This is a genomic window from Rhizobacter sp. P5_C2, assembly GCF_054049715.1.
This window is the reverse complement of record NZ_JBFULV010000098.1, coordinates 1-22,579: the sequence shown is the minus strand read 5'-3', so window position 1 is coordinate 22,579 and position 22,579 is coordinate 1. Positions and strand designations below refer to the sequence as shown.

The following is a 22,579-nucleotide window of genomic DNA, read 5'->3' as shown; positions in this document are numbered from 1 at the left end:
CCGCTGGAGCGCCACCCCGGCCGCCGCGACCGCCGCCGAGCRCTGGCTCGGCAACCCGGTCACCGTGATGTCGCCGGCGCAGCGCGCGCTGCAGGCCTCACGCTCGCTGTGGAACCTGCGCCAGTTCTCGCTCGCCCGCAAGAACCGCGGCACCCGTGCGATGCGCGACAGCTGGCGCAAGTTCCTGACGCCCGCGTGGCGGCCGCTGCGCTACGGGCTGATCACGCTCGTCGTCGTGCAGCTGCTCGGCCTGAACCTGTGGGCCGCGCACCAGAGCTCGGCGATCTCGGCGCGCCGGCAGGCGATGGTCACGGTGGTGCAGACCGCCTACCCGCAGGTGCGCGCCGTGCTCGACGCGCCGGCCCAGATGCAGCGCGAGACCGACACGCTGCGGGCCGCTGCCGGCCGCCCTGGAGAAACCGATTTCGAACCGATGCTGCAGGCGGCCGCCGCCGCGTGGCCGCCCGATCGCCCGCCGGTCGAGACGCTGAAGTACGAGCCCGGCAAGCTGACGCTCGCGGCCGCCGGCTGGAGCCCGCCGCAGATCGACCAGTTCCGCAACCAGTTGACCCCCGCCGGCTGGCAGGTCGAGTCGGTCGATGGCCGACTGACCATCAGCCGCGCACCCACCACGACGCCAGGACGCCCGCTGTGAGTACTGCCCGCAACGCACGCCCTTCCCGTCCGTCGCGCCTGGCCCTGCCGGCGCCGCTGGCCGCCATCCGCACCCAGTTGCTCACGGTGTGGAGCGGCCTGGCCCCGCGCGAGCGCATGGGCGCCGGCGGCGCGATGATCTGCGTCGGCATCCTGATCGTCTGGATGATCGCGGTCGCGCCGGCCTTGCGCGTCCTGCGCGAAGCCCCGCCGACGCTCGATGCGCTCGACGCCCAGCTGCAATCGATGCAGCGCCTGGCCGGCGAGGTGCGCGAGCTGCGCGGCGTCGCGCCGGTGTCGCCGCAGCAGGCGGCCGAGGCGCTCAAGTCCGCCACCGACCGGCTCGGCGACAGGGGCAAGATCTCGGTGCAGGGCGACCGCGCGACGCTGACGCTGACCGGCGTCTCCGGCGAGAAGCTGCGCTCCTGGCTCGGCGAGGCCCGCAGCGGCGCCCGCGCGCGGCCGGTCGATGCGCAGCTGACGCGCGGCCCGCAGGGCTACGCCGGCACGATCCTCGTCAGCTTCGGGGGGGGCGCCTGATGGCCACCCGTCCGTTCCTGCGCCCGCTCGGCCGCAACGTGCCCAAGCGCGTCGGCAAGCGGCGTTTCGCGGCCAGCCTGAGCCCGTCGGCCTGGCAGGAATCCACCTTCGCCGAGCTGGCCTGGGACCAGTCGCGCGGCGCCGCCACGCGCTGGGGCATCGCCGGCACCGTGCTCGGCCTGCTGTTCGGGTTGGTCGCCTTCGCGCCGGCGAGCTGGCTGGCCGGCGCGATCGAATCGGCCTCGGGCCAGCGCGTGCTGCTGGCCGATGCGCGCGGCACCGTGTGGTCGGGCAGCGCGGTCGTCGTGCTGACCGGCGGCCCCGGCAGCCGCGATGCCGCGGCGCTGCCGGGCCGGCTCGACTGGTCGCTCGGCCTGCGCGGCCTCGGCTTCGAGCTGGTCGCGCGCCAGGCCTGCTGCCTGAACGGCAACGTCGCGCTGCAGATCAAACCCGGCTTCGGCCGGATGTCGCTGACGCTGATGCCGCAGCCGGGCTGGACCGGCCAGTGGCCGGGCGCGCTGCTCGGCGGCCTGGGCACGCCGTGGAACACCTTGCAGCTCGGCGGCGCGCTGCGCCTGGTGTCGCCGGGGTTGACGATGGAATGGGTGCAAGGCCGCTGGCTGCTGAACGGCCGGGCCGACGTCGAGCTGATCGGTGCCGCGTCGCGCGTGTCGACGCTGGAAACGCTGGGCAGCTACCGGCTGTCGCTGACCGGCAACCCGGGCGGCGGCCCGTCGCAGCTGAGCCTGACGACGCTCGACGGCGCCCTGCAACTCTCGGGCAACGGCAGCGTGGGCGCCAATGGCGTGCGCTTTCGCGGCGAGGCCCGTGCCAACAGCGGCGACGAAGCCGCACTGAGCAACCTGCTGAACATCATCGGGCGGCGCAACGGCGCCGTGTCCGTCATTTCGATCGGATGAGCATGAAAAAGCGCCACCTCCCTCTGCTCCAGCCGCGACGCCCGCTCGTCGGCGCGCTGGTCGCCGCGCTGTTGACCACGAACCTCGGCACCTTCCCGGCCGTGATGGCCCAGCAACCGGCATCGCCGGTGCCGTCGCGCTTCAAGGGCGAACCGGTCACTCTCAACTTCGTCAATGCCGACATCGAAGGCGTGTCGCGCGCGATGGGCGCCATCCTGAAGCAGCAGTTCGTCGTCGACCCGCGCGTCAAGGGCACGATCACGCTGTTCAGCGAAGAGCCGATGACGCCGCGCGAGGCCTACCTGAACTACCTGGCCGCGCTGCGCGGCCTGGGCTTCACGGTGGTCGAGGTCGGCGGCCTGTTCAAGGTCGTGCCGGAAGCCGATGCGAAGCTGCAATCGGGCACCGTCTCGGTCGGCTCGGTGTCGCGCCAGGGCGACCAGGTGCTGACGCAGATCTTCAAGCTCAGCCACGAGAACGCGAACAACCTGGTGCCGGTGCTGCGCCCGCTGATCAGCCCGAACAACACCATCAACGCGAACCCCGGCAACAACACGCTGGTGATCACCGACTACGCCGACAACCTGACGCGCATCGCGAAGATCATCGCCGCGATGGACACGCCGAGCTCCGGCGACGTCGAGATCATCCCGCTGAAGTACGCGGTGGCCACCGACCTCGCGACCGTCGTGCAGCGGCTGAGCGACGGCGGCAGCGGCGTGCAGGGCGGCGTGCCCGGCGGCGGCGCGACCTCGTCGATCCTGGTCGATGCGCGCAGCAACGCGCTGATCGTGCGCGCCTCGACGCCGGCGCGCATGGCCAACATCAGGGCGGTGATCGACAAGCTCGACAAGCCGATGGTCGGCGACAACCCGATGGGCAACATCTACGTCGTCTACCTGAAGAACGGCGATGCGGTGAAGCTGGCCACGGTGCTGCGCGCCGCGTTCAGCTCGACCGGCGGTGGCGGCGGTGGTGGCGGGGGCGGCAGCTCGCCGACGGCCGCGCTGTCGCAGGCGGCCAACCCGAACAACCAGCAGGGCGGCGGGCAGGCCGTGGCACCGCTCACCCCGTCGGCCGCACCGTCGACCGGCGGCATGATCCAGGCCGACCCGGCCAGCAACTCGCTGATCATCACGGCGCCGGAGCCGGTCTACAAGCAGCTGCGCGCGGTCATCGACCAGCTCGATTCGCGCCGTGCGCAGGTCTACATCGAAAGCATGATCGTCGAGGTGACCGGCGACAACGCCGCCGAGGCCGGCTTCCAGTGGCAGGGCCTGATCGGCAAGAGCGGCGACTCCACCGGCGTCGTCGGCGGCACCAACTTCACGCCGAAGAGCGGCAAGGGCAACCTGGTCCAGATCGATGCGACCGGCGTGACCGCCGGGCTCGGCGAAGGCTTCAACATCGGCGTGATCCGCAAGTTCGCCGGCCAGTACGGCCTGGCGGCGATCGCCAACCTGCTGCAGAGCCAGACCAACAGCAACATCATCTCGACCCCGAACCTGATCACGCTCGACAACGAAGAAGCGAAGATCATCGTCGGCAGCAACGTGCCGTTCATCACCGGCCAGTTCACCAACACCGGCACCGCCACCACCAGCCCGTTCCAGACGGTGGAGCGCAAGGACGTCGGCATCACGCTGAAGATCAAGCCGCAGATCGGCGAGAACGGCGCGGTGCGCATGACGATCTTCCAGGAATCGTCCAGCCTGTCGGACAAGGTCGCGCCCGGCACGACCAGCGCCGGCCCGTCGACCAACAAGCGCTCGATCGAATCGACCGTGGTCGTCGACGACGGCGAGATCATCGTGCTCGGCGGCCTGATCGAGGACCGCTTCACCGAGACCAACAACAAGGTGCCGCTGCTCGGCGACATCCCGGTGCTGGGCGCGCTGTTCCGCAGCACCAGCCGCCAGAAGACGCGCACCAACCTGATGGTGTTCCTGCGCCCGATCGTGATGCGCGACGCGGCGACCTCGAACTCGGTCTCGCTGGACCGCTACGAGACGATCCGCGCGCAGCAGAAGGCCGAGCAGCCGCGCAACAGCTGGATCACGCCGATCAACGAATCGCCGGTGCTGCCGCCGCTGAACACGCTGCAGGATTCGTCGAAGGCGCTGAGCGCGCCGCCGCCGAAGCCGATCCGCAACCCGGCGCTGCCGGCAGCGCCGGCGTCAGGCGCCTCGGCCCCCGATCCGGCCGATCCCGCCGCCAGCCAGCCGGGGCAGTAACACCATGGGCTCACGTCACCCCCTGCCCTACGCCTACGCGAAGGCGCACACGCTGCTGCTGGAAGACGACGGCGAGCGCCTGGTGCTGTGGGCGCCCGAGACGGTGTCGATGCCGGCGCTCAGCGAGGTGCTGCGGCTGTACTCGATCGACGCGCTGGAACGCGAGCCGTCGTCGACACTGGTCAACCGCATCGCCGCCGCCTATGCCGGCGCCGAATCGAGCGCCGCCGTCGTGATCGGCGAGGTCGAGAGCAAGGTCGACCTGAGCCGCATGATGCAGGACCTGCCGGCCATCGAGGACTTGCTCGAGGCCTCGAACGACGCGCCGATCATCCGCATGTTGAACGCGCTGCTGACGCAGGCCGCGAAAGACGGCGCGAGCGACATCCACATCGAGCCCTACGAGCGTTCGAGCTCGGTGCGCTTCCGGGTCGACGGCACGCTGCGCGAGGTGGTGCAGCCGAACAAGGCGCTGCACGCCGCGCTGATCTCGCGGCTGAAGATCATGGCCGAGCTCGACATCGCCGAGAAGCGGCTGCCGCAGGACGGCCGCATCTCGCTGCGCATCGGCGGCCGCGCGGTCGACGTGCGGGTGTCCACGCTGCCGTCCTCGCACGGCGAGCGCGCGGTGCTGCGCCTGCTCGACAAGGGCGAATCCAAGTTCACGCTCGAAGGCCTGGGCATGGGTGGCGACACGCTCCAACGCTTCGACAAGCTGGTGCAGCAGCCGCACGGCATCGTGCTGGTGACCGGCCCGACCGGCTCGGGCAAGACCACCACGCTGTATGCCTCGCTCGGCCGCGTCGACACCGCCACCACCAACGTGCTGACGGTCGAAGACCCGGTGGAGTACGAGCTGGGCGGCATCGGCCAGACCCAGGTCAACGCCAAGATCGACCTGACCTTCGCGAAGGCGCTGCGCGCGATCCTGCGGCAGGATCCGGACGTCATCATGATCGGCGAGATCCGCGACTTCGAGACCGCGCAGATCGCGGTGCAGGCCTCGCTGACGGGCCACCTGGTGCTCGCCACGCTGCACACCAACGACGCGCCGAGCGCGGTGACCCGGCTCACCGACATGGGCATCGAGCCCTTCCTGCTGAGCTCCAGCCTGCTGGGCGTGCTGGCGCAGCGCCTGGTGCGCAAGCTCTGCTCGCACTGCAAGAAGCAGGATGCCAAGGGCCGCTGGCACCCGGTGGGTTGCAGCGAATGCGGCAACTCCGGCTACAAGGGCCGCACCGGCGTCTATGAGCTGATGGTGGCTGATGACAAGGTGCGTGCGCTGATCCACAGCCGTGCGGCGGAGTCGCAGGTGTTCGTCGCCGCCGAAGCCGGCGGCATGCGCTCGATGCGCGAAGACGGCGAGCGGCTGGTGCGTGAAGGCGTGACCTCGCTCGAAGAGGTCATGCGGGTCACCAAAGAGTAAGCAGAACAGAGCACGCCACCATGCCCGCCTACAAGTTCGAGGCGATCGACGCCGCCGGCAAGACCAACAGCGGCCTGCTGGAGGCCGACAACGCGAAGGCCGCGCGCGCGCAACTGCGTGCGCAGGCGCTGGTGCCGCTGGAGGTGACGCAGGTGGCGTCGGCCGGCACGCAGCCGACCGGCCTGAAGATGGTGCGCCGCGTGTTCAGCTCGACCGGGCTCGCGGTGTGGACGCGCCAGCTGGCCGGGCTGGTCGGATCGGGCCTGCCGCTGGAGCGCGCGCTGACGGCGCTGAGCGACGAGGCCGAAGACCCGAAGCAGCGCGAGCTGATCGCCCACCTGCGCAGCGAGGTCAACGGCGGCTCGCCGTTCGCCCGTGCGCTGAGCGGTGCGCCGCGCGAGTTCGACGACGTGTACCGCGCGGTGGTCGGTGCCGGCGAGCAGAGCGGCGCGCTGGGCCGCGTGCTGGAGCGGCTGGCCGACGACCTGGAAGAGCGGCAACAACTCAAGTCGAAGATCATCGGTGCGACGCTGTACCCGGCGATCGTCTCGCTGATCGCGGTGGTGATCGTGGTCTTCCTGGTGACCTACGTGGTGCCGCAGGTGGCCTCGGTGTTCATCAGCTCGAAGCGCGCGCTGCCGGGGCTGACGGTCGCGATGCTCGCGATCAGCGCCTTCCTGCGCAGCTGGGGCTGGCTGCTGCTGATCGCCATCGCCGGTGGCGTCGTCACGCTGCGGCTGATGCTGCGCAACGCGCTGTTCCGCGAGCAGTTCGACGCGAGCTGGCTGACGCTGCCGCTGATCGGCAAGCTCTCGCGCGGCTACAACGCGGCGCGCTTCGCCGGCACGATGGCGATGCTGGCGAATGCCGGCGTGCCGATCCTGAAGGCGCTGCAGGCGGCGGCCGAGACGCTCTCGAACCACGCGATGCGGGCCGATGCGATGGATGCGCTGGTGCAGGTGCGCGAAGGCGCGCCGTTCGCGTCGGCGATGGCCGCCAAGAAGCGCTTCCCCGGGATCTTGTCGATGTTCGCGCGGCTGGGCGAACAGACCGGGCAGTTGCCGCAAATGCTCGACCGGGCGGCCAAGCAGCTCGGCCAGGAAGTGCAGCGCCGCGCGATGGCGATGGCGACCATCCTGGAGCCGCTGCTGATCGTCGCGATGGGCGCCGCGGTGATGCTGATCGTGCTGGCGGTGCTGCTGCCGATCATTCAGCTGAACACCTGGGTGAAGTAACTCGCGGCGTCGCGCGGCGTCGGTAACGCAGGTTCAGATCAAGGCGACCGATTCGCGCAGTCGCGTGGCCGTTGCAGGAAGGCCGGGGTGGAGCACGCAGGCATCCAGCAGCACGGTGCGTCGTATTCGCCCTGTCACGTCAATAGTCCAGACCCAACTCGCGGGCGTTCTCGGCCATCTTGTCGAGGGCATGCTCCTGCCGCTTGCGCATCTCGCGCGCATAGTCCAGCAGATCCTCGACGGCGACTCGCCGGTGCGTGCCGACCTTGCGGTGCGGCAAACGCCCTTCATCGATTTCCTTGATGACAAAAGGCCTGGACACGTTGAGAAAATCCGCCGCCTCGACCGTGCTGAATTCCTGCTTGGAAGGCTTCAGCGTGATGGGCTTACCTTCGGACATCGCACCGAGCAGTTGGCCGATCAGCTTCAGCGCCGCTGGCGGCAACTCGATCGACGGATGCTCACCATCGGCCGTCGTGAGCGTGATGGCCGCCGTGCGCGAGCGACTCAGCGCTTTCATGATGCGACGCTGCGCCGACCGCGCCATTTCGATGTCCTGTGCGGACAGCGTGGGTGGCGCAATCTGCCCTGCTCTGTCAATGTTGCTCACGGCGTACTCCTGCTCCGCATCGACTGCTCGCGGAGTGCGCCATCCTAGACCATAAGTGCAGCAAATGCAGCAGATGCCGTATTTGAAAAGACAGCGATGGCACGCCTCCTGCATCCACCCCACCGGAACTGAAGGGTCTTTCGGGTTTTCATCAAGTGCTGCCGGCTGACCGGCTTTGCTTCAATGAACGCCACGGTCTGCGTCTTCTGGAGGTCTTCGATGAGCGCATCCAAGCAGTTGGTCCCGGTGTCGTCATCCTCGCGAGGCGGCATCCCGATTGCCCGCATGCGCAGCCTCTACCGGGTCGACGAGGTCGGCCGCAAACTCGACAAGCTGCCGCACAAGGAGCACGAAAGCCTGCGCTCCACCTACGAGCGCATGCTCGAGAAAGGGCCGGAGCGTTTCCAGGTGAAACCGTCCGGCCTGCCGGCGATGGAGCACCTCTACGACGAGCTGCCCAATTTCACCGAGGTGCTCGACGACGTGAAACGCCAGCTCGCGCTGTGCGAAGACAGCCGCGACGCGCTCGAGATCACCCCGCTGCTGCTGCTCGGCCCGCCCGGCGTCGGCAAGACGCACTTCGCGCGCGAACTCTCGCAGTTGCTCGGCACCGGCATGGGCTTCATGTCGATGAGCTCGATGACCGCCGGCTGGGTGCTCAGCGGCGCCTCCAGCCAGTGGAAGGGCGCGCGCCCCGGCAAGCTGTTCGAGACCCTGGTCGACGGCCAGTACGCGAACCCGGTGATGGTGGTCGACGAGATCGACAAGGCCGGCGGCGAACACGCCTACGACCCGCTGGGCGCGCTGTACGGCCTGCTCGAGCACGACACCGCCGGCAGCTTCGTCGACGAGTTCGCCGAGGTGCCGATCGACGCCAGCCAGGTGATCTGGGTCGCGACCGCCAACGACGGCCGCGCGATCCCCGACCCGATCCTGAACCGCATGAACGTCTACGAGGTGCAGGCACCCGACCGCGACGCCGCCCGCCGCATCGCCGCCCGCCTGTACGACGGCATCCGCCGCGACCACGCCTGGGGCGAGCGCTTCGAGGCCGAGCCGCGATCCGAGGTGCTCGACCGGATGGGCGAAATGGCGCCGCGCGAGATGCGCCGCGCGTGGATGACCGCGTTCGGCAACGCGAAGCTCGCGCACCGCGACCACGTCGCCTGCGACGACCTGCCCGAATCCGGCGGCAGGAAGTCGACGATCGGCTTCATGCAATAGCGCCGCCGCGTTCAGAAAAAGAAGCTCAGAACAGGTAGGCCAGCCCGACGTAGCCGGTCGCGCCGGTCTTCTTCGCGACGATCGGGCTGTTCTTCGCATCGCCGCCCAGCGCGCTGACGCCGGCCGAGGCGCGCAGTTTCAGCGCGGGCTGCAGCGTGTATTCCGCCCCGACGCCGAGGTCGACCTTGTGCAGGCCGGCCTTCGGCGTGTAGACCGCGTAGCCGCTGGCCGCGGATTGCTCCGGCGTCACGCCGAAGTACGCCTGCAGGTAGCGCTGGTCGGCCCAGCTGGTGCCGGCGTTGAAGCTCAGCGCGAACGCGTCGGTCACCGGCACCGGCCACGACAGGCCGAGATCGACCTGTGCGCCGCGGTGGCCGCGGTCGCCCAGCGACTTGCGGTAGCTCAGCCCCAGCGGCCCGTAGCCCGCCGTCACGCCGGCTTCGGCGCTGGCGCGCACCTCGCCCATGCCGCGCAGCCGGTCGTCGCCGGGCGCGGGGCCCAGGCCGGTCACGTCATGGTCCTTGCGGCCGGGGTCGGCGGTCAGCAGCAGGCCGGCGCGCCATGCGTCCTGCTCGAAGAAGGTCCAGCCGAGGCCGGTATGGTCGAGGTCGACGTGGCCCCAGTCCGCCGTGCGGTAGCTGAGCGACAGGTCGGGCGCGGCGAGCGTGCGGCGGTTCGGGCTGCCCTCGTAGCGGGGCATCGTCGCGACGCCGAGGGACACGCTGCCGCTCAGCCCCAACGGCGGCGGCGTCTGCGACTGGGCGCACGAGGGCAGGGTTGTCGCGACGAGGGCGGCGGCCAGCAAGGACGGTCGGAACAGGGTGCGGACGATCAAGGAGTTCGGCATGGGTGACAGGGGTGGCATGGGATGGCGGCACTGTGCCCGCCGCCAGCTTAGGGAACGCCCAGGGTCGCCCCACTAGACTCTGCGCCGAGCCCACCCGGATCCGCACCATGCACCTCCTCCTCGTCGAAGACGACCTCGAACTGGGCGCCGAACTGCAGCGCGCGCTGGCCGGCCACGGACTGACCAGCGAATGGGTGCGCAGCGTGAAGCATGCGCAGGCACTGACGACCCCCGCCGACGCGGCCGACGACACGCTGCCCTTCGCCTGCGTGCTGCTCGACCTGGGCCTGCCCGACGGCGAAGGCCTGCAGCTGCTGCAGCGCTGGCGCCGCGCCGGGCTGAAGCTGCCGGTCATCGTGCTGACGGCGCGCGATGCGCTCGACGCGCGCGTGTCCAGCCTCGACGCCGGTGCCGACGACTACGTGATCAAGCCCGCCGCGCCGGAGGAACTGGCCTCGCGCATCCGCGCCGTCACGCGGCGCAGCGGCGGGCACGCGTCGGCGCTGTGGACGGTCGGTGCGCTGCAGATCGACAGCCTGCGCCGCGAGGTGCGGGTGGACGGTGTGCCGACAGCGTTGTCGCCGAAGGAATTCCAGATCGTCGCCGAGCTGGCCCGGCATGCCGGCGAGGTGGTGTCCAAGCACCGGCTCGCCCGCGCGGTGATGCCGCTGAACGAGCCGATGGAGTTCGGCGCGCTCGAATGGCACATCCACAACCTGCGCCGCAAGCTCGGCGAGGGCTGCATCCGCACCGTGCGCGGTGTCGGCTACAGCGTCGTCGAATGATGCGCCGCCTGACCACGCCGTCGATCACTCGGCGGCTGATGGTGGCGCTGCTGGGTGCCTATGTGCTGGCCTGGGGCGCGATGGTGGTGCTGGCGGTGGCCACCGCCTCCGTCGAGTTCGACAAGGAGATGCGCAGCGTCAACGAGGTGGTCGAGCAGGTGCTGACCGACGCGGCGCTGCCGCCCGACGCGGCGCTGCATGGCGTCGCGCTGAAGATCGCCGCCGATGGCCAAAGGGTCGGCGCCGAGCGCGGTTACCTGGCGTTCCGGGTGCACGACGCCGCCGGCCGGCTGCTCGCGCAGGGTGGCAGCGACGTGCCGGCACTGGCCGACGATGGCCGCCTGGGCTTCTTCATGGTCGGCGAGGGGCAGGCGGCGCAACACGTGTACCGGCGCTGGACCGCTGACCGTGCGCGCCGCATCGACGTTCAGCAATCGGTCGCGGCGCGCGACCGGGTGATGGGCGTGGGGCTGTCGAGCGCGGTCACGGTGGCGCAGCTGCTGATCGGCTTTCCGGTGCTGCTGCTGCCGGTGTGGCTGGCGGTGCGAACCGGCCTGCGCCCGCTGCTGAGCCTGTCGCAGGACCTGGCCGCGCGCTCGCCGGCCGACCTGCAGCCGGTGCGGGTCGCGCAGCCCTACCGCGAGCTGCGGCCGGTGGTCGACGAACTGAACGGCACGCTGGCGCGCCTGCAAGCGCTGCTGCAGCGCGAGCGCGCCTTCCTGGCCGATGCGGCGCACGAGCTGCGCACGCCGCTGGCGGTGATCGCGGCGCAGTGCGACACGCTGAAGCGCAGCCGCGATGCCGACGAGCGCGACGCCGCGGCGCAGCGGCTGGAGCGCGGCCTCGCGCGCTCGATGCGGCTGGTGAACCAGCTGCTCGCGCTGGCGCGGCTGGAGGCCGGCGTCGAGCACCGGATGGAGCGCATCGACCTGGCCGACGTGGCGCGCGATTGCCTGGCGATGCATGCCGACGAGGCGCAGGCGCGCGGCATCGAACTCGGCTACGCCGGGCCCGACAGCCTGCCGATCGACAGCCCCGGTCATGCGGTCGAGACGGTGCTGCACAACCTGATCGGCAACGCGATCCGCTACGGTCGACCCGAGGGCCGGGTGGAGGTGAGCTTGATGCTGCGCGACGACGGTGACTGCGTCCTCGACGTGAGTGACGACGGCCCCGGCATCGCGGTGGCCGACCGTGCCCATGTGTTCGAGCGCTTCCGGCGCGGCACCGCATCGGCCGCGGCGGCCTCGGGATCGGGATCGGGCCTGGGCCTGGCAATCGTTCAGGCGGCGACGCAGCAGATGGGCGCACTCATCGAGCTGAAGGACGGCCTGCGAGACGGCACGGGCGGCCCCGGCCTGTCGGTCACGCTGCGATGGCGCGCCATGCCGGTGGCTGGCTGAGTCCAGGCCGGGCAACCAACGAAACACGCAGGAGCCGGCGTCGAAACGGCATCGAATCAATCGGTCGCCATCCTTGCGTGCCAGACATCGCAAGGAATCCACCGAATGACCCCGCACGACATCCACCTGATCCGCCACAGCTTCGGCAAGGTGCAGCCGCACGCCGCCGACACCGCGCAGCGCTTCTACGAGAACCTGTTCGCCGCCGACCCCGGCCTGCGCGAACTCTTTCGCACCGACATCCGCCACCAGGGCGAGCGCCTGATGACGATGCTGGCCGCGGCGATCCGCGTGCTCGACGATCCGTTCACGCTGCATGCCGCACTGCGCCTGCTCGGCCGCCGCCATGCCGGCTACGGCGTGCACGCCGAGCACTACGCGACCGTCGGCAGCGCGTTGATCAAGACGCTGCGCGAAGGCCTCGGCGACGCATTCACGCCCGAGGTGCACGACGCGTGGGCGGCGATGTACGGCGTGGTGTCGCACACGATGATCGAGGCGGCGCGCGAAGGCGCGGTGGCCTGACCCCTCTTCAGTCGCCCGCGAGCGGCGGTCGGGCGCGGAGGAACGCGATGAGCTTGTCGACCCGCTCCGGCACGAGGTGTCGCTCTCGCCGCAAGAAGCTGATGGGTGCAGCAGCCGCTCTCCAATCGCTCAACAGTTCCACCAATTGCCCCGCTTCGAGGGCGCCGGCGACCAGCCACAACGGCGCAGCGATCAGGCCGGCCCCTTGAATCCCGGCCAGCGCGGCGGCGGCTCCGTCGTCGAAGACCATCGCGGGCTCGGGCACCATCCGGATTTCCTCGGCGTCGGCCCCCGGCCGGCAGAACGTCCACGCTCGAACCTGCCCGGTGTGCTGGTTCCTGAACCCGATCACCCGATGCTGGCCGATGTCTTCGGGGCACGATGGAAGCGGCTTTCCGCTGAGGTACTGCGGTGCAGCGCAGACCACCCAGGGGAACTTGAACCAGAGGGACTGGAGATGCCCTGGAAGATCGGCCAGCGACCCGCTGCGGATGGCCAGGTCGACGCCATCCCTGGCGAGGTCGACGAGTTCGTTCGTGGCGCGAAGATCGATCCGGACGGTTGGGTGCTCGCGGCCGAAATCCGCCAGCAAGGGCGTCAGGACCTCGCGTGCAAAGGCCACCGCCGCCGTGATCCGGATCCAGCCCGACGTACCGTCCTGATGGCGCGCGCCCGCCGATTTGCTGAAGACGCTGGCCGCACGCACCGCCTCGCGCGCAGCACCCACCAGCCGCTCGCCGTCCTGGCTCAACGACAGTGCATGCGTGGACCGATGAAAGAGCTTGACGCCGCTGGTCTGTTCCAGCCTCGTGATGGCCTTGGACATGCTCGCCGGGGACATGCCCAATTGACGGGCTGCTTCCGTCAGCGAGCGGAAATCGACGACCGCGACGAAGCACCGAAGCTGGGAGAGGGAGAGTTCGCTGTCAAGCATGCGGTTCAGGCGAGCTTCGCCTGTCCCGAAAGGCAACTTTGCCTTGCCCGTCGTGCGGGTTCCCGTGCCCCCTGGCGACGGGCAGACTTTGCGCATGCCTTGTCAATGGAGATCCGCATGTCAGTCCTGATGCAACGACGAAAAGTAATGGCCATCTCTGTGCTTCTGCTTTCCGGAGGTGGTTCGCCGGCGGTTTCGCTCGCCGCGCAATCCATTCCCGCAGGTCCGCCAGCGAAGTCGGATCCGCGCGCGAGGACCTACGAAACCTATCTTTCCGCGTGGGCGCCGGTCGACGACAGCGGGCGACTCGCACTGCTGCGGGAAAGTCTTTCGGAAGACGTCGTCTTCACCAACCAGATTCAAACACGCCGCGGAATTGCAGAGGTGATCGCCCATCTCGAAGTGTTCCAGAAGCGCAGCCCGGGCGGGCTGTTCCGGATGAACGAGATGCTGGGCTGGGAGAACCGCGGCCTGGCGACCTGGCAATTCGTCGATGCCAAGGGCGAGGCTGGCTTCTGGGGGTACGACGTCGTCGAGTTCGACGCCGGAGGCCGCATGCGCACGATCCTCCTCTTCGGACACTCGGAGAAGACGATCCTGAAGTAAGGGGGCGCCAAGGCGGCTACGCCACCAGCGCCGCCACCCGCGCCAGCAGGTCCGCCTTCGAGAACGGCTTGTCCAGCCCGGTGCAGCGCGCCTCTTTCAGGAACTCGCGCGCATCGGGCGACAAGGTGTCGCCGGTCACGAACAGCATGTGCCGCGCGAGCTGCGGCCGGCGCCGGCTCACCTCGCGCCACAGCGCCGCGCCGTCGACATCGGGCATGCGCAGGTCGGAGACGATCGCGTCGAAGCGCGCCGTCTCCAGCATTTCCAGCGCGACCGCGCCCGATTCGGCGGTCGCCACGTCGTAGCCGGCGCCCTCCAGCATCTCGCGCATCAGGCCCAGCAGCTCGGCCTCGTCGTCGACCACCAGCAACCGTGCCTGCGCCGGTGCCTCGGCCGGCTCGGCGCGCAGCGCCACCACCGCCTCGTCCGCCACGCCGCTGACCGGCACGCTGAGCCGGAAGCTCGCGCCGCCCTCCGCGCCGGTCGCCTCGAGGATCAGGTCGCCGCCGTGCTCGCGCGCCAGCGAGCGCGACACCGCCAGGCCGAGCCCGGTGCCGATGCCCTCGGCCTTGGTCGTGAAGAACGGTTCGAAGACGCGCGCCGCATGCTCCGGCGACACGCCCGGCCCGCTGTCGGCCACGCGCAGCCACACCCGCTGCGCCCGGTTGTCGCGCCGTGCCTCGACGCCCGTCTGCACCTTCACGCGCCGGCGCGTGCCTTGCCCGGCCAGCGCCTGCTGCGCATTGATCAGCAGGTTCAACACCACCTGGCCGATCTGGTCGCCGTCGGCATTGATGGCCGGCAACGCCGCCTCCAGCTCGGTCTCCAGCTCGATGCCGTGCGTGCGGTAGCCGTAGTGCAGCATTTCGACCGCGGCCCGCACCAGGTCGTTGATGTCGATCGTGCCGCGCTGCGGCGGCTTGCTGCGCGCCATGTCGAGGAAGGTGCGCACGATGCGCCCGCAGCGCTCGGCGGCCTCGCGGATGCGCAGCACATCGGCCTTCAGCGCATCGTCCTCGCACTTCTCTTCCAGCAGGCTGGCGCGCCCCATCACGATCGCGAGCGGGTTGTTCAGCTCGTGCGCCACGCCGGCCAGCAGGCTGCCCATCGCGGTCAGCTTCTCGCTCTGGCGCAGCGCCTCGCGCTGGCGCTCGATCTGCTGCGCGGCGCCGTGCCGCTCGGTCACGTCGACCATCGACGCGGTGTAGAACACCGTGCCGCCGACATCGCTGCGCCACAGCACCATCTCGATCGGGAACTCGCGGCCGTCGGCGCGCAGCCCGAACAGCTCCATGCGCCGGCCCAGCACGCGCGGCGCACCGCCGCCGGCGAGCCGCGCCATGCCGGCATCGTGCGCGGCGCGGTAGCGCTCGGGCATCACGACCTCGCTGACACGCCGGCCCAGCACCTCGGCGCGGCGGTGGCCGAACATCGCCTCGGCCGACGGGTTGAACTCGACGATGCAGCCCTGCCCGTCGGTCGAGATAAGCGCCGCCAGCGCGTGGTCGACGATGGCCGACTTCAGCGCCTCGCTGGCGCGCAGCTGCTCGACCTGGCGGGCCAGCGCCTCCTCGTGCAGCTTCAGCTCGGTGTGGTCGCGCCCGAACACGACGATCGCCTGCACCGGCTCGCCGGCCGGCCCGTACGGCACCATCGTTTCCTGGATGAAGCGGCGCCCGCGCACCGGGTACTCGACCCAGCCCTGCCAGCGCAGCGATTCGCCGCCGAACAGCCGCTCGGCCCACGGCAGGTAGCCTTCGTACGATGCGCGGCCGATCACGTCGGCCAGGTGCCGGCCGGCGATCTGCTTCGGCGTCAGCCCGAAGAAGCCGGCCGCCTCGCCGTTCGCATACCGATAGCAGTGATCACGGTCGATCACCGCGACGCGCGCGGTGATGTGGTCGAGCAGCGAACTCATCAGCGCCGGGTCCAGCGCCGCACTGTCCGCCTCGCCGGGGCGCTCGCCCCATCGCAGGTGGCCGGTCCAGCTGAACTCGCGCTGCAATCCCGTCGTCATGCATCCGCAACGTGGGGCACGAACACGTAGCCCACGTTGCGAACGGTCTTCAGCACTTCCGGCTTGTCGGGGTTGGATTCGATCTTGCGGCGCAGCCGCATCACGCGCAGGTCGATCGAGCGGTCGAACACGTCCCAGCCGCGGTTGTGCGCCTGCTCCATGATCTGATCGCGATTCAGCGGCCGGTTCGGGTTGCGCGCGAACAGCGACAGCAGGTCGAACTCGGCGGCGCTGATCTCGACCTCGTGGCCGTCGAGCGCGAACAGCCGGCGCTGGTCGAGGTCGAGTTCGCAGATGCCGAAGCGCACGCGCTTGCACGGCGTCGGCTGCGACGCGGCGGCCGCCACCTGCGGCGCGAGGGTGGCGAGCGTCACGCGGCGCAGCACCGCGCGGATGCGGGCCAGCAACTCGCGCATCTCGAACGGCTTCGGCACGTAGTCGTCGGCACCCAACTCCAGGCCGACGATGCGGTCGATCGATTCGCCGGCGGTCGTCAGCATCACCAGCCCCATGTGCGGGTGGCGCTCGCGCATCCAGCGGGCCAGCGACAGGCCGTTCTCGCCGGGCATGTTGACGTCGAGGATGGCCAGGTCGGGCAGCGATTCGGCGAGCATCTCGCGCGCCTGTGCGGCGTCTTGCGCGGTGCGCACGACCAGGCCGTGGCGGCCGAAGTACTCGCTCAGCAGCGAGCGGATCTCCGGTTCGTCGTCGACGACCAGCACGACAGGGATGGCGGCTTGCGCGCCGGACGCCATGGGGAAGATGCCTCGTTGCGGGTTGTCGCGGGGGGTTCGCGCCGGATCATATCGGTCCGGCGGTGCAATGCCGGCGCGGTTCGCGCCGCTCAGCACCGCGGTGATCCATTCGGTGGCGGTCGGCGTGTTCATCGTCGGCCGCTCACAGGCTGAGGTGCAGGTGGGCGATGTCTTCGCCGAAGGCCTCGCTGCGGAACACCTCCGGCTTGGTGTCGGCGAACTCCAGCCGGTGCGTCTGCGCGAAACGGGCGCGCTGCACCGCGACACGCGACGGACGACGCACCGGCGTGGCGGCCCGGCGGGAGAACAGGCGTTGCAGCGTGGTGGTGACGAGGGTCGCGGTCATGGGGGGCTCCGGGCGGTTGTGCGTGTTGGTATGCCCTCAGTGTCGAAGCGGTGGGTATCAACACCGTTTCCGCAACGGCCGGCTTTGTTTCGTTTGTTTCACCACGAGCCACCCGTATGATCCGGCGATGCCCGCCACCCTCGCCGGCCAGCTCGTCGTGGCCATTTCCTCGCGCGCCCTGTTCGACTTCGAAGAAGAGAACCAGCTCTTCGAAGCCAAGGACGACCGCGCCTACATGCAACTGCAGTTGCAGCGCGTCGCCGAGCCGGCCAAGCCGGGCGTCGCGTTCTCGCTGGTCAACAAGCTGCTCGCGTTCAACGCGGCGTCACCGCAGGCCTCGGTCGAGGTGGTGATCCTGTCGCGCAACGACCCGGTGTCGGGCATGCGGGTGTTCCGCTCGGCCCAGCACTACGGGTTGCCGATCCAGCGGGGCGTGTTCACGCGCGGCGAATCGCCGTGGCGCTACCTGCGCCCGCTGAACGCCCACCTGTTCCTGTCGACCAACGAAGCCGACGTGCGCTCGGCGCTCGAAGCCGGCGTGCCGGCCGCGCGCGTCTACCCGCACTCGGCGCGCGCCTCCGACGCCCATCCGCACGAGGTGCGCATCGCGTTCGACGGCGACGCGGTGCTGTTCTCCGACGAGGCGGAGCAGGTGTTTCAGAGCGCCGGGCTCGATGCCTTCCAGGCCCACGAGCGCGACAAGGCGCTGAAGCCGCTGCCGGCCGGGCCGTTCAAGCCGCTGCTCGAGGCGCTGCAGCTGCTGCAGCGCCAGGCCTCGCCGGCGATGCGCGTGCGCACCGCGCTCGTCACCGCGCGCAGCGCGCCGGCCCACGAGCGCGCGATCCGCACGCTGATGGACTGGCACATCGAGGTCGACGAGGCGATGTTCCTCGGCGGGCTGCCGAAGGGCGAGTTCCTGCGCGAGTTCGAACCCGACTTCTTCTTCGACGACCAGACCGGCCACATCGAGAACGCATCGGCCCATGTGCCGTCGGGCCATGTCGCGGCCGGCGTGTCGAACCTGATCGCGCAGGTGGCAGCCGTGGTTCAGGCCGAGCGCTGACGCCACCAGCCGAGCCCGGCCGAGGTGCCGGCGCGCGGCCGGTATTCGCAGCCGATGTGGCCGTCCCAGCCGAGTTCGTCGATCACGTCGAACAGGTGGGCGCAGTTCAACTCGCCGACATCCGGCTCGTGCCGCAGCGGCACGCCGGCCACCTGCAGGTGGCCGACGCGGCCGCTCGGCAGGTAGTGGCGCAGCTTCATCTCGACATCGCCCTCGACGATCTGGCAGTGGTAGAGATCCATCTGCACCTTGAGGTTGGGCCGGCCCAGTTCGACGACGACGGCATGCGCTTCCGACTGCCGGTTCAGGAAGTAGCCCGGGATGTCGCGCGTGTTGATCGGCTCGATCGTCAGCTCGATGCCGGCCGGCGCGGCGTGGCCGGCGGCCCAGTCGAGGTTGGCGACATAGCACTCGCGCAGCCAAGCGCGGTCGACCTCGGGCGGCGCGATGCCCGCCATCACGTGCAGGCGCGGGCAGCCGATCTCGGCGGCCAGGGCCAGCGCATGCTCGATGCCTTCGCGGAAGGCGGCCTCACGGCCCGGCAGGCAGGCCAGGCCTCGCTCGCCTTGCGTCGCATCCCCCGGCGGCGCATTGAACAGCACCTGCCGCAGCCCGTTCCCCTGCAGCCGCGCCTTCAGCTCGGCCGCCGGCACGTCGTACGGGAACTGGCACTCGACCGCGTCGAAGCCGTCGCGCGCCGCGGCGCCGAAACGGTCGACGAAGTCGTGCTCGGTGTACATCAGGCTCAGGTTGGCGGCGAACTTCGGCATGGCGGTTCTCCTCAGCGATGCGAAGCGCCATCCTGCGCCTCCATGAACGCGCGGCGAAATGCCAATGGCTTCGAGATGCCGTTCAGCGGTGCCTGCGGCGAGCCGGCGCCCGAGATCAGCAGCGAGCCGTAGTCGAGCATGCGGCCCATCACCGTCTGGTCGACCTGGATCGACTCGACCTTGTTGATGTTGATCTCGATCGTCTGCCGCGAGATGAAGCCCTGCTTGACGATCACCCGCTTGTTCGTCACCGCCAGCTCGGTGGTCTTGTACATCACGTACGCATAGCCCCAGGCGATCAGCCCGATGCCGAAGGCCGGCAGCAGCACCAGCCCGACCAGCAGCGGCACCCACAGCGACCACAGGCTCACGTGGGCGTAGTGCAGCACGCGTTCATCCTGGGTCAGTGCGCCTTCGATGTAGCTCGACATGGTGTTCCTTGGGGAGAGTGCGGCGTGACGATAGCAGCTGCGGGTTGCTACAGTCGGCGCCCTTGCCCGCTGTCATGTGCCGCCCCGCGATGCCGTCCCCCGTCCGCACCGTCCTGCCGCTGTCCATCGTCACCGCCACCAGCATGCTGGCGATGGACCTTTTCCTGCCCGCCGTGCCGACGCTGCAGGCCTCGCTCGGCATCGACGTGACGCTGGCGCAGGCGACGGTCGCGGTGTTCCTCGCCGGGCTGGCCGCGTCGCAGCTGATCTGGGGCGAGGCGATGACGCGGCTCGGGCCGCGCCGCTGCGTGCTGATCGGCGTCTCGCTGCTGGTGCTCAGCGCCTTCGGCTGCGCGCTCGCGCCCGACATCGGCTGGCTGCTCGCGATGCGCGCGCTGCAGGGCGCCGCCGCCGGCGCCGCGACGGTGGTCGCGCCGAGCGTGGTGCGCGCGACGCTGTCCGACGAGCATGCGGTGAAGGGCATCGCATCGATCGCGATGATCGAGTCGGCGGTGCCGGCCGGCGGGCCGCTGCTCGGCAGCGCGCTGCTGCTGGTGATGGACTGGCGTGCGACGTTCTGGATCCTCGGCGTCGTCACGCTGCTCGCGCTGCCCTTCGTCGTGCGGGTCACGCCGCGCGAGCTGCCGGGGCTGGACCGCAGCGCGGCCTCGGGCTACGTCCAGATCCTCGGCAACCGCAAGTACCTGCGCCTCGCGCTGTGCCATGCGCTGTGCTTCGGCGCGCTGCTGAGCTTCGTCGCGAGCGCGCCGCAGCTGATGGTGCATGCCTTCGGGCTCGGCGCCGGCAGCTTCGCCGCGCTGCAGCTGATGAGCGTGCTGTGCTTCATGGCGGTGGCCAGCCAGTCGGGGCGCATCAGCCGGCGTTTCGGCGCGGCGCGCGCGGTGCAGTTCGGCTGCGCGGTGCACGTGGCGCTGTGCGGCGGCTTCGTGCTGCTGGCCTGGCTCGGGCAGCCGGGCTTCGCCAGCGTCGCGGTGTTCTGGTGCGCCTTCTGCGCAGTGCTTGCGGTGCGCGGCCCGGCCGCGTTCAGCGAGGCGCTGGCCTTGCCGCCGGTGCAGATGGGCCGCGCGTCCGCGCTGCTGATGCTGGCCATCCTGGCGGCCGGCGCGCTCGGCACGCAGGGCGTCGCGCCGTTCATGTCCGGCCACTCGGCACTGCCGCTGGCCACGGCGATGCTGCTGCTGTGCATCGCCAGCTTCGCGACGGTGCTGCCCTACCCCCATGGTGGTGCTGTCGTTCCACAACGCACGGCTTCACAATGCCCCCCGTGAACGCCCCACCGAGATCGGAGACTCCATGTCCTACGTGATGCTCATCGTCGAACCCATCGAACAGCGCGGCCAGCGCACGCTCGCCGAAGGCCAGGCGGCCTACGACAGCATGCTGGGCTATGCCGAGAAGCTGAAGGCCCGCGGCGTGCTGAAGAGCGCCGAATCGCTGCTCGCGCAGGACCGCGCGGTGCGCGTGCAGAAGCGCGCCGGCGAGAAGCGCCTGGTCGACGGCCCGTTCGCCGAGGCCAAGGAAATGATCGGCGGCTTCTTCCTGCTCGACGTGAAGACGCGCGACGAGGCGGTGGCCATCGCCGCCGACTGCCCCGCCGCCGAGTGGTGCACGATCGAAGTCCGCGAGCTGGGCCCCTGCTTCGCGTGAAGTCGATGGCGGCGCAGCACCCGGGTAATCCCTGAAACGCTGACAGCGATGTCGATCCGGCACGTGATCGCCCGTCGTGTGAACAGGCGCGGACCGTTCGCTCCGCCCGTCACACCCAGGAGCCGATCATGCTGAAGTCCACCCTGCTCGTCATCGCCGCCGCGCTCGCGGTGCTGCTGGCTTATGCCGCCACCAGGCCCGACACCTTCCGCGTCGAGCGCAGCCTGCGCATCCAGGCGCCGCCGGAGCGGCTGCACGCGATGATCAACGACCTGCGCAGCTTCAACACCTGGAACCCGTACGAGCGCAAGGACCCTGCCATCAAGGGCAGCTACGGCGCGACCACGGTCGGCCGCGGTGCCAGCTACGGCTGGGAGAGCAACGAGGTCGGCACCGGCAGCCTGGCGATCCTCGAGACCGTGCCGGCGTCGAAGGTCACGATGGCACTCGATTTCGTGAAGCCGTTCGAGGCGCACAACCAGGCCGAGTTCACGCTGCAGCCCGAGCAGGGCGGCACCCGCGTGACCTGGGCGATGCACGGCCCGGTGCCGTATCTCGGCAAGGTGATGCACGTCTTCATCAACGTCGACCGCATGGTCGGCACCGACTTCGAGGCCGGGCTTGCGAACCTGAAGACGCTGGCCGAGAAGAACACCTGAGGATTCTGGTGGCATCCACAAAGACATCGCCAGAGATACACCGTGCGATCGAAGCCGTCTGGCGCGCCGAGGCCGCCAAGGTCATCGCCCACGTCGCGCGCATCGTGCGCGACGTCGGCTTGGCCGAGGAACTCGCGCAGGACGCCTTGCTCGCCGCGCTGGAGCACTGGAGCGACGGCGTGCTGCCCGACAACCCGGCGGCCTGGCTGATGACCACCGCCAAGCACCGCGCACTCGACCGGCTGCGGCAGGATGCGCTGCACGCCCGCAAGCACGAGGAACTCGGCCACGAACTGGACGCGATGCAGGCCCACGTGGTGCCCGATTTCGTCGACGGGCTCGATGCCGCGCGCGAGGACGACATCGGCGACGACCTGCTGCGCCTGATCTTCACCGCCTGCCACCCGGTGCTGTCGACCGATGCGCGCGTCGCGCTGACGCTGCGGCTGCTGGGCGGCCTCACCACCGACGAGATCGCGCGCGCCTTCCTGGTGCCCGAGCCGACGATCGCGCAGCGCATCGTGCGCGCCAAGCGCACGCTGAGCGCGGCCCGCGTGCCGTTCGAAGTGCCGCAGGCGGCCGAGCGCGCGGCGCGGCTCGCGTCGGTGCTGGAGGTGATCTACCTGGTGTTCAACGAAGGCTATTCGGCGACCGCCGGCGACGACTGGATGCGCCCGGCCCTGTGCGACGAGGCGCTGCGGCTCGGCCGCGTGCTGGCCGGCCTGGTGCCGGGCGAGAGCGAGGTGCACGGGCTGCTCGCGCTGATGGAGATCCAGGCCTCGCGCACGCCGGCGCGCACCGATGCGCAGGGCCGCGCAGTGCTGCTGATGGAGCAGGACCGCAGCCGCTGGGATGGGCAGATGATCGCGCGCGGCCTCGCGGCGCTCGCGCAGTCGGAGGCGCTGGGCGGCGCGCGCGGGCCGTACG

General features: G+C 70.1%; 24 protein-coding genes. 16 read left to right on the top strand and 8 right to left on the bottom strand.

Translation table 11 applies throughout. The annotated features are described in order from the left end of the window. The 6 genes from gspL to gspF form a co-directional block, all read left to right on the top strand. Positions 1-655 (top strand): type II secretion system protein GspL (gene gspL, locus ACXJLU_RS26570; protein ID WP_457336184.1); only part of this gene is annotated, 655 nt, incomplete at its 5' end. After that, positions 652-1,194: a type II secretion system protein M gene (locus ACXJLU_RS26565; protein WP_457336182.1), complete on the top strand. Its 543-nt coding sequence runs from the start codon at positions 652-654 to the stop codon at positions 1,192-1,194. The genes gspL and ACXJLU_RS26565, both read left to right, overlap by 4 nt. Next, entirely contained in the window at positions 1,194-2,114 is a 921-nt protein-coding gene (gspN, locus tag ACXJLU_RS26560) for a type II secretion system protein N (RefSeq protein ID WP_143171245.1), read from the top strand. Before ACXJLU_RS26565 ends, gspN begins: the two co-directional genes overlap by 1 nt. 2 nt (positions 2,115-2,116) lie before the next feature. Beyond that, positions 2,117-4,348 carry a type II secretion system secretin GspD gene (gene gspD / locus ACXJLU_RS26555; RefSeq protein ID WP_457336179.1) on the top strand — a complete coding sequence of 744 codons (2,232 nt, stop codon included), beginning with the start codon at positions 2,117-2,119 and terminating at the stop codon, positions 4,346-4,348. Between the two features lie 4 nt (positions 4,349-4,352). Continuing rightward, the gene (gene gspE, locus ACXJLU_RS26550) at positions 4,353-5,774 is read left to right on the top strand and encodes a type II secretion system ATPase GspE (RefSeq protein ID WP_073462354.1); all 1,422 of its coding nucleotides are present in this window, start codon (positions 4,353-4,355) and stop codon (positions 5,772-5,774) included. A gap of 20 nt (positions 5,775-5,794) precedes the next feature. Continuing rightward, complete coding sequence (gspF, locus tag ACXJLU_RS26545) at positions 5,795-7,009, top strand: type II secretion system inner membrane protein GspF (protein ID WP_457336177.1); 1,215 nt, start codon at positions 5,795-5,797, stop codon at positions 7,007-7,009. A 139-nt stretch (positions 7,010-7,148) separates the two neighbouring features. Here gspF and ACXJLU_RS26540 read toward each other — a convergent pair whose 3' ends face one another. After that, entirely contained in the window at positions 7,149-7,619 is a 471-nt protein-coding gene (locus ACXJLU_RS26540) for a helix-turn-helix domain-containing protein (RefSeq protein ID WP_457336175.1), read from the bottom strand. Positions 7,620-7,838: 219 nt separating this feature from the next. Between ACXJLU_RS26540 and ACXJLU_RS26535 the strand changes: the two genes are divergently transcribed. Continuing rightward, complete coding sequence (locus tag ACXJLU_RS26535; RefSeq protein WP_457336173.1) at positions 7,839-8,843, top strand: AAA family ATPase; 1,005 nt, start codon at positions 7,839-7,841, stop codon at positions 8,841-8,843. A 25-nt stretch (positions 8,844-8,868) separates the two neighbouring features. Here ACXJLU_RS26535 and ACXJLU_RS26530 read toward each other — a convergent pair whose 3' ends face one another. Beyond that, positions 8,869-9,690: a MipA/OmpV family protein gene (locus ACXJLU_RS26530; RefSeq protein ID WP_457336171.1), complete on the bottom strand. Its 822-nt coding sequence runs from the start codon at positions 9,688-9,690 to the stop codon at positions 8,869-8,871. 107 nt (positions 9,691-9,797) lie between these two features. Between ACXJLU_RS26530 and ACXJLU_RS26525 the strand changes: the two genes are divergently transcribed. The 3 genes from ACXJLU_RS26525 (at position 9,798) to ACXJLU_RS26515 (ending at position 12,403) form a co-directional block, all read left to right on the top strand. Then, entirely contained in the window at positions 9,798-10,475 is a 678-nt protein-coding gene (locus ACXJLU_RS26525; RefSeq protein ID WP_457336169.1) for a response regulator, read from the top strand. Further along, on the top strand, positions 10,475-11,878 hold the full coding sequence (locus tag ACXJLU_RS26520; protein ID WP_457336167.1) for a sensor histidine kinase: 1,404 nt from the start codon (positions 10,475-10,477) through the stop codon (positions 11,876-11,878). Before ACXJLU_RS26525 ends, ACXJLU_RS26520 begins: the two co-directional genes overlap by 1 nt. A 105-nt stretch (positions 11,879-11,983) precedes the next feature. Next, positions 11,984-12,403 (top strand): globin family protein, encoded by a 420-nt coding sequence (locus ACXJLU_RS26515; RefSeq protein ID WP_457336165.1) that lies wholly within the window; start codon positions 11,984-11,986, stop codon positions 12,401-12,403. Between the two features lie 7 nt (positions 12,404-12,410). Here the strand turns inward: ACXJLU_RS26515 and ACXJLU_RS26510 are convergent, their stop codons facing one another. After that, positions 12,411-13,337 (bottom strand): LysR family transcriptional regulator, encoded by a 927-nt coding sequence (locus ACXJLU_RS26510; RefSeq protein ID WP_457336163.1) that lies wholly within the window; start codon positions 13,335-13,337, stop codon positions 12,411-12,413. Between the two features lie 117 nt (positions 13,338-13,454). Between ACXJLU_RS26510 and ACXJLU_RS26505 the strand changes: the two genes are divergently transcribed. Then, positions 13,455-13,943, top strand: coding sequence for a nuclear transport factor 2 family protein (locus ACXJLU_RS26505; protein ID WP_457336161.1), 489 nt, complete (start codon positions 13,455-13,457; stop codon positions 13,941-13,943). A gap of 16 nt (positions 13,944-13,959) precedes the next feature. Here the strand turns inward: ACXJLU_RS26505 and ACXJLU_RS26500 are convergent, their stop codons facing one another. Genes ACXJLU_RS26500 through ACXJLU_RS26490 form a run of 3 tightly spaced genes read right to left on the bottom strand, consistent with a single transcriptional unit; the run spans position 13,960 to position 17,061 of the window. Next, a complete protein-coding gene (locus tag ACXJLU_RS26500; RefSeq protein WP_457336159.1) occupies positions 13,960-15,960 on the bottom strand; it encodes a hybrid sensor histidine kinase/response regulator in 2,001 nt (666 codons plus the stop codon). Further along, complete coding sequence (locus ACXJLU_RS26495) at positions 15,957-16,847, bottom strand: response regulator (protein WP_235002012.1); 891 nt, start codon at positions 16,845-16,847, stop codon at positions 15,957-15,959. Before ACXJLU_RS26495 ends, ACXJLU_RS26500 begins: the two co-directional genes overlap by 4 nt. 10 nt (positions 16,848-16,857) lie before the next feature. After that, complete coding sequence (locus ACXJLU_RS26490) at positions 16,858-17,061, bottom strand: hypothetical protein (RefSeq protein WP_073462345.1); 204 nt, start codon at positions 17,059-17,061, stop codon at positions 16,858-16,860. Between the two features lie 127 nt (positions 17,062-17,188). Here ACXJLU_RS26490 and ACXJLU_RS26485 point away from each other — a divergent pair, with 127 nt between their 5' ends. Next, positions 17,189-18,124: a 5'-nucleotidase gene (locus tag ACXJLU_RS26485; protein WP_073462344.1), complete on the top strand. Its 936-nt coding sequence runs from the start codon at positions 17,189-17,191 to the stop codon at positions 18,122-18,124. Here the strand turns inward: ACXJLU_RS26485 and otnI are convergent. Further along, complete coding sequence (otnI, locus tag ACXJLU_RS26480; RefSeq protein WP_457336156.1) at positions 18,109-18,894, bottom strand: 2-oxo-tetronate isomerase; 786 nt, start codon at positions 18,892-18,894, stop codon at positions 18,109-18,111. The genes ACXJLU_RS26485 and otnI overlap by 16 nt on opposite strands. Positions 18,895-18,905: 11 nt before the next feature. Continuing rightward, positions 18,906-19,325 (bottom strand): PH domain-containing protein, encoded by a 420-nt coding sequence (locus tag ACXJLU_RS26475; RefSeq protein WP_457336154.1) that lies wholly within the window; start codon positions 19,323-19,325, stop codon positions 18,906-18,908. A gap of 89 nt (positions 19,326-19,414) precedes the next feature. Between ACXJLU_RS26475 and ACXJLU_RS26470 the strand changes: the two genes are divergently transcribed. The 4 genes from ACXJLU_RS26470 to ACXJLU_RS26455 all read left to right on the top strand — a co-directional run. Then, positions 19,415-20,614: an MFS transporter gene (locus ACXJLU_RS26470; protein WP_457336152.1), complete on the top strand. Its 1,200-nt coding sequence runs from the start codon at positions 19,415-19,417 to the stop codon at positions 20,612-20,614. A gap of 25 nt (positions 20,615-20,639) precedes the next feature. Continuing rightward, complete coding sequence (locus tag ACXJLU_RS26465; protein ID WP_073462340.1) at positions 20,640-20,993, top strand: YciI family protein; 354 nt, start codon at positions 20,640-20,642, stop codon at positions 20,991-20,993. A gap of 128 nt (positions 20,994-21,121) precedes the next feature. After that, complete coding sequence (locus tag ACXJLU_RS26460) at positions 21,122-21,652, top strand: SRPBCC family protein (protein WP_457336150.1); 531 nt, start codon at positions 21,122-21,124, stop codon at positions 21,650-21,652. An 8-nt stretch (positions 21,653-21,660) separates the two neighbouring features. Continuing rightward, a partial coding sequence (locus ACXJLU_RS26455; RefSeq protein WP_457336148.1) for an RNA polymerase sigma factor occupies positions 21,661-22,579 on the top strand: 919 nt, incomplete at its 3' end.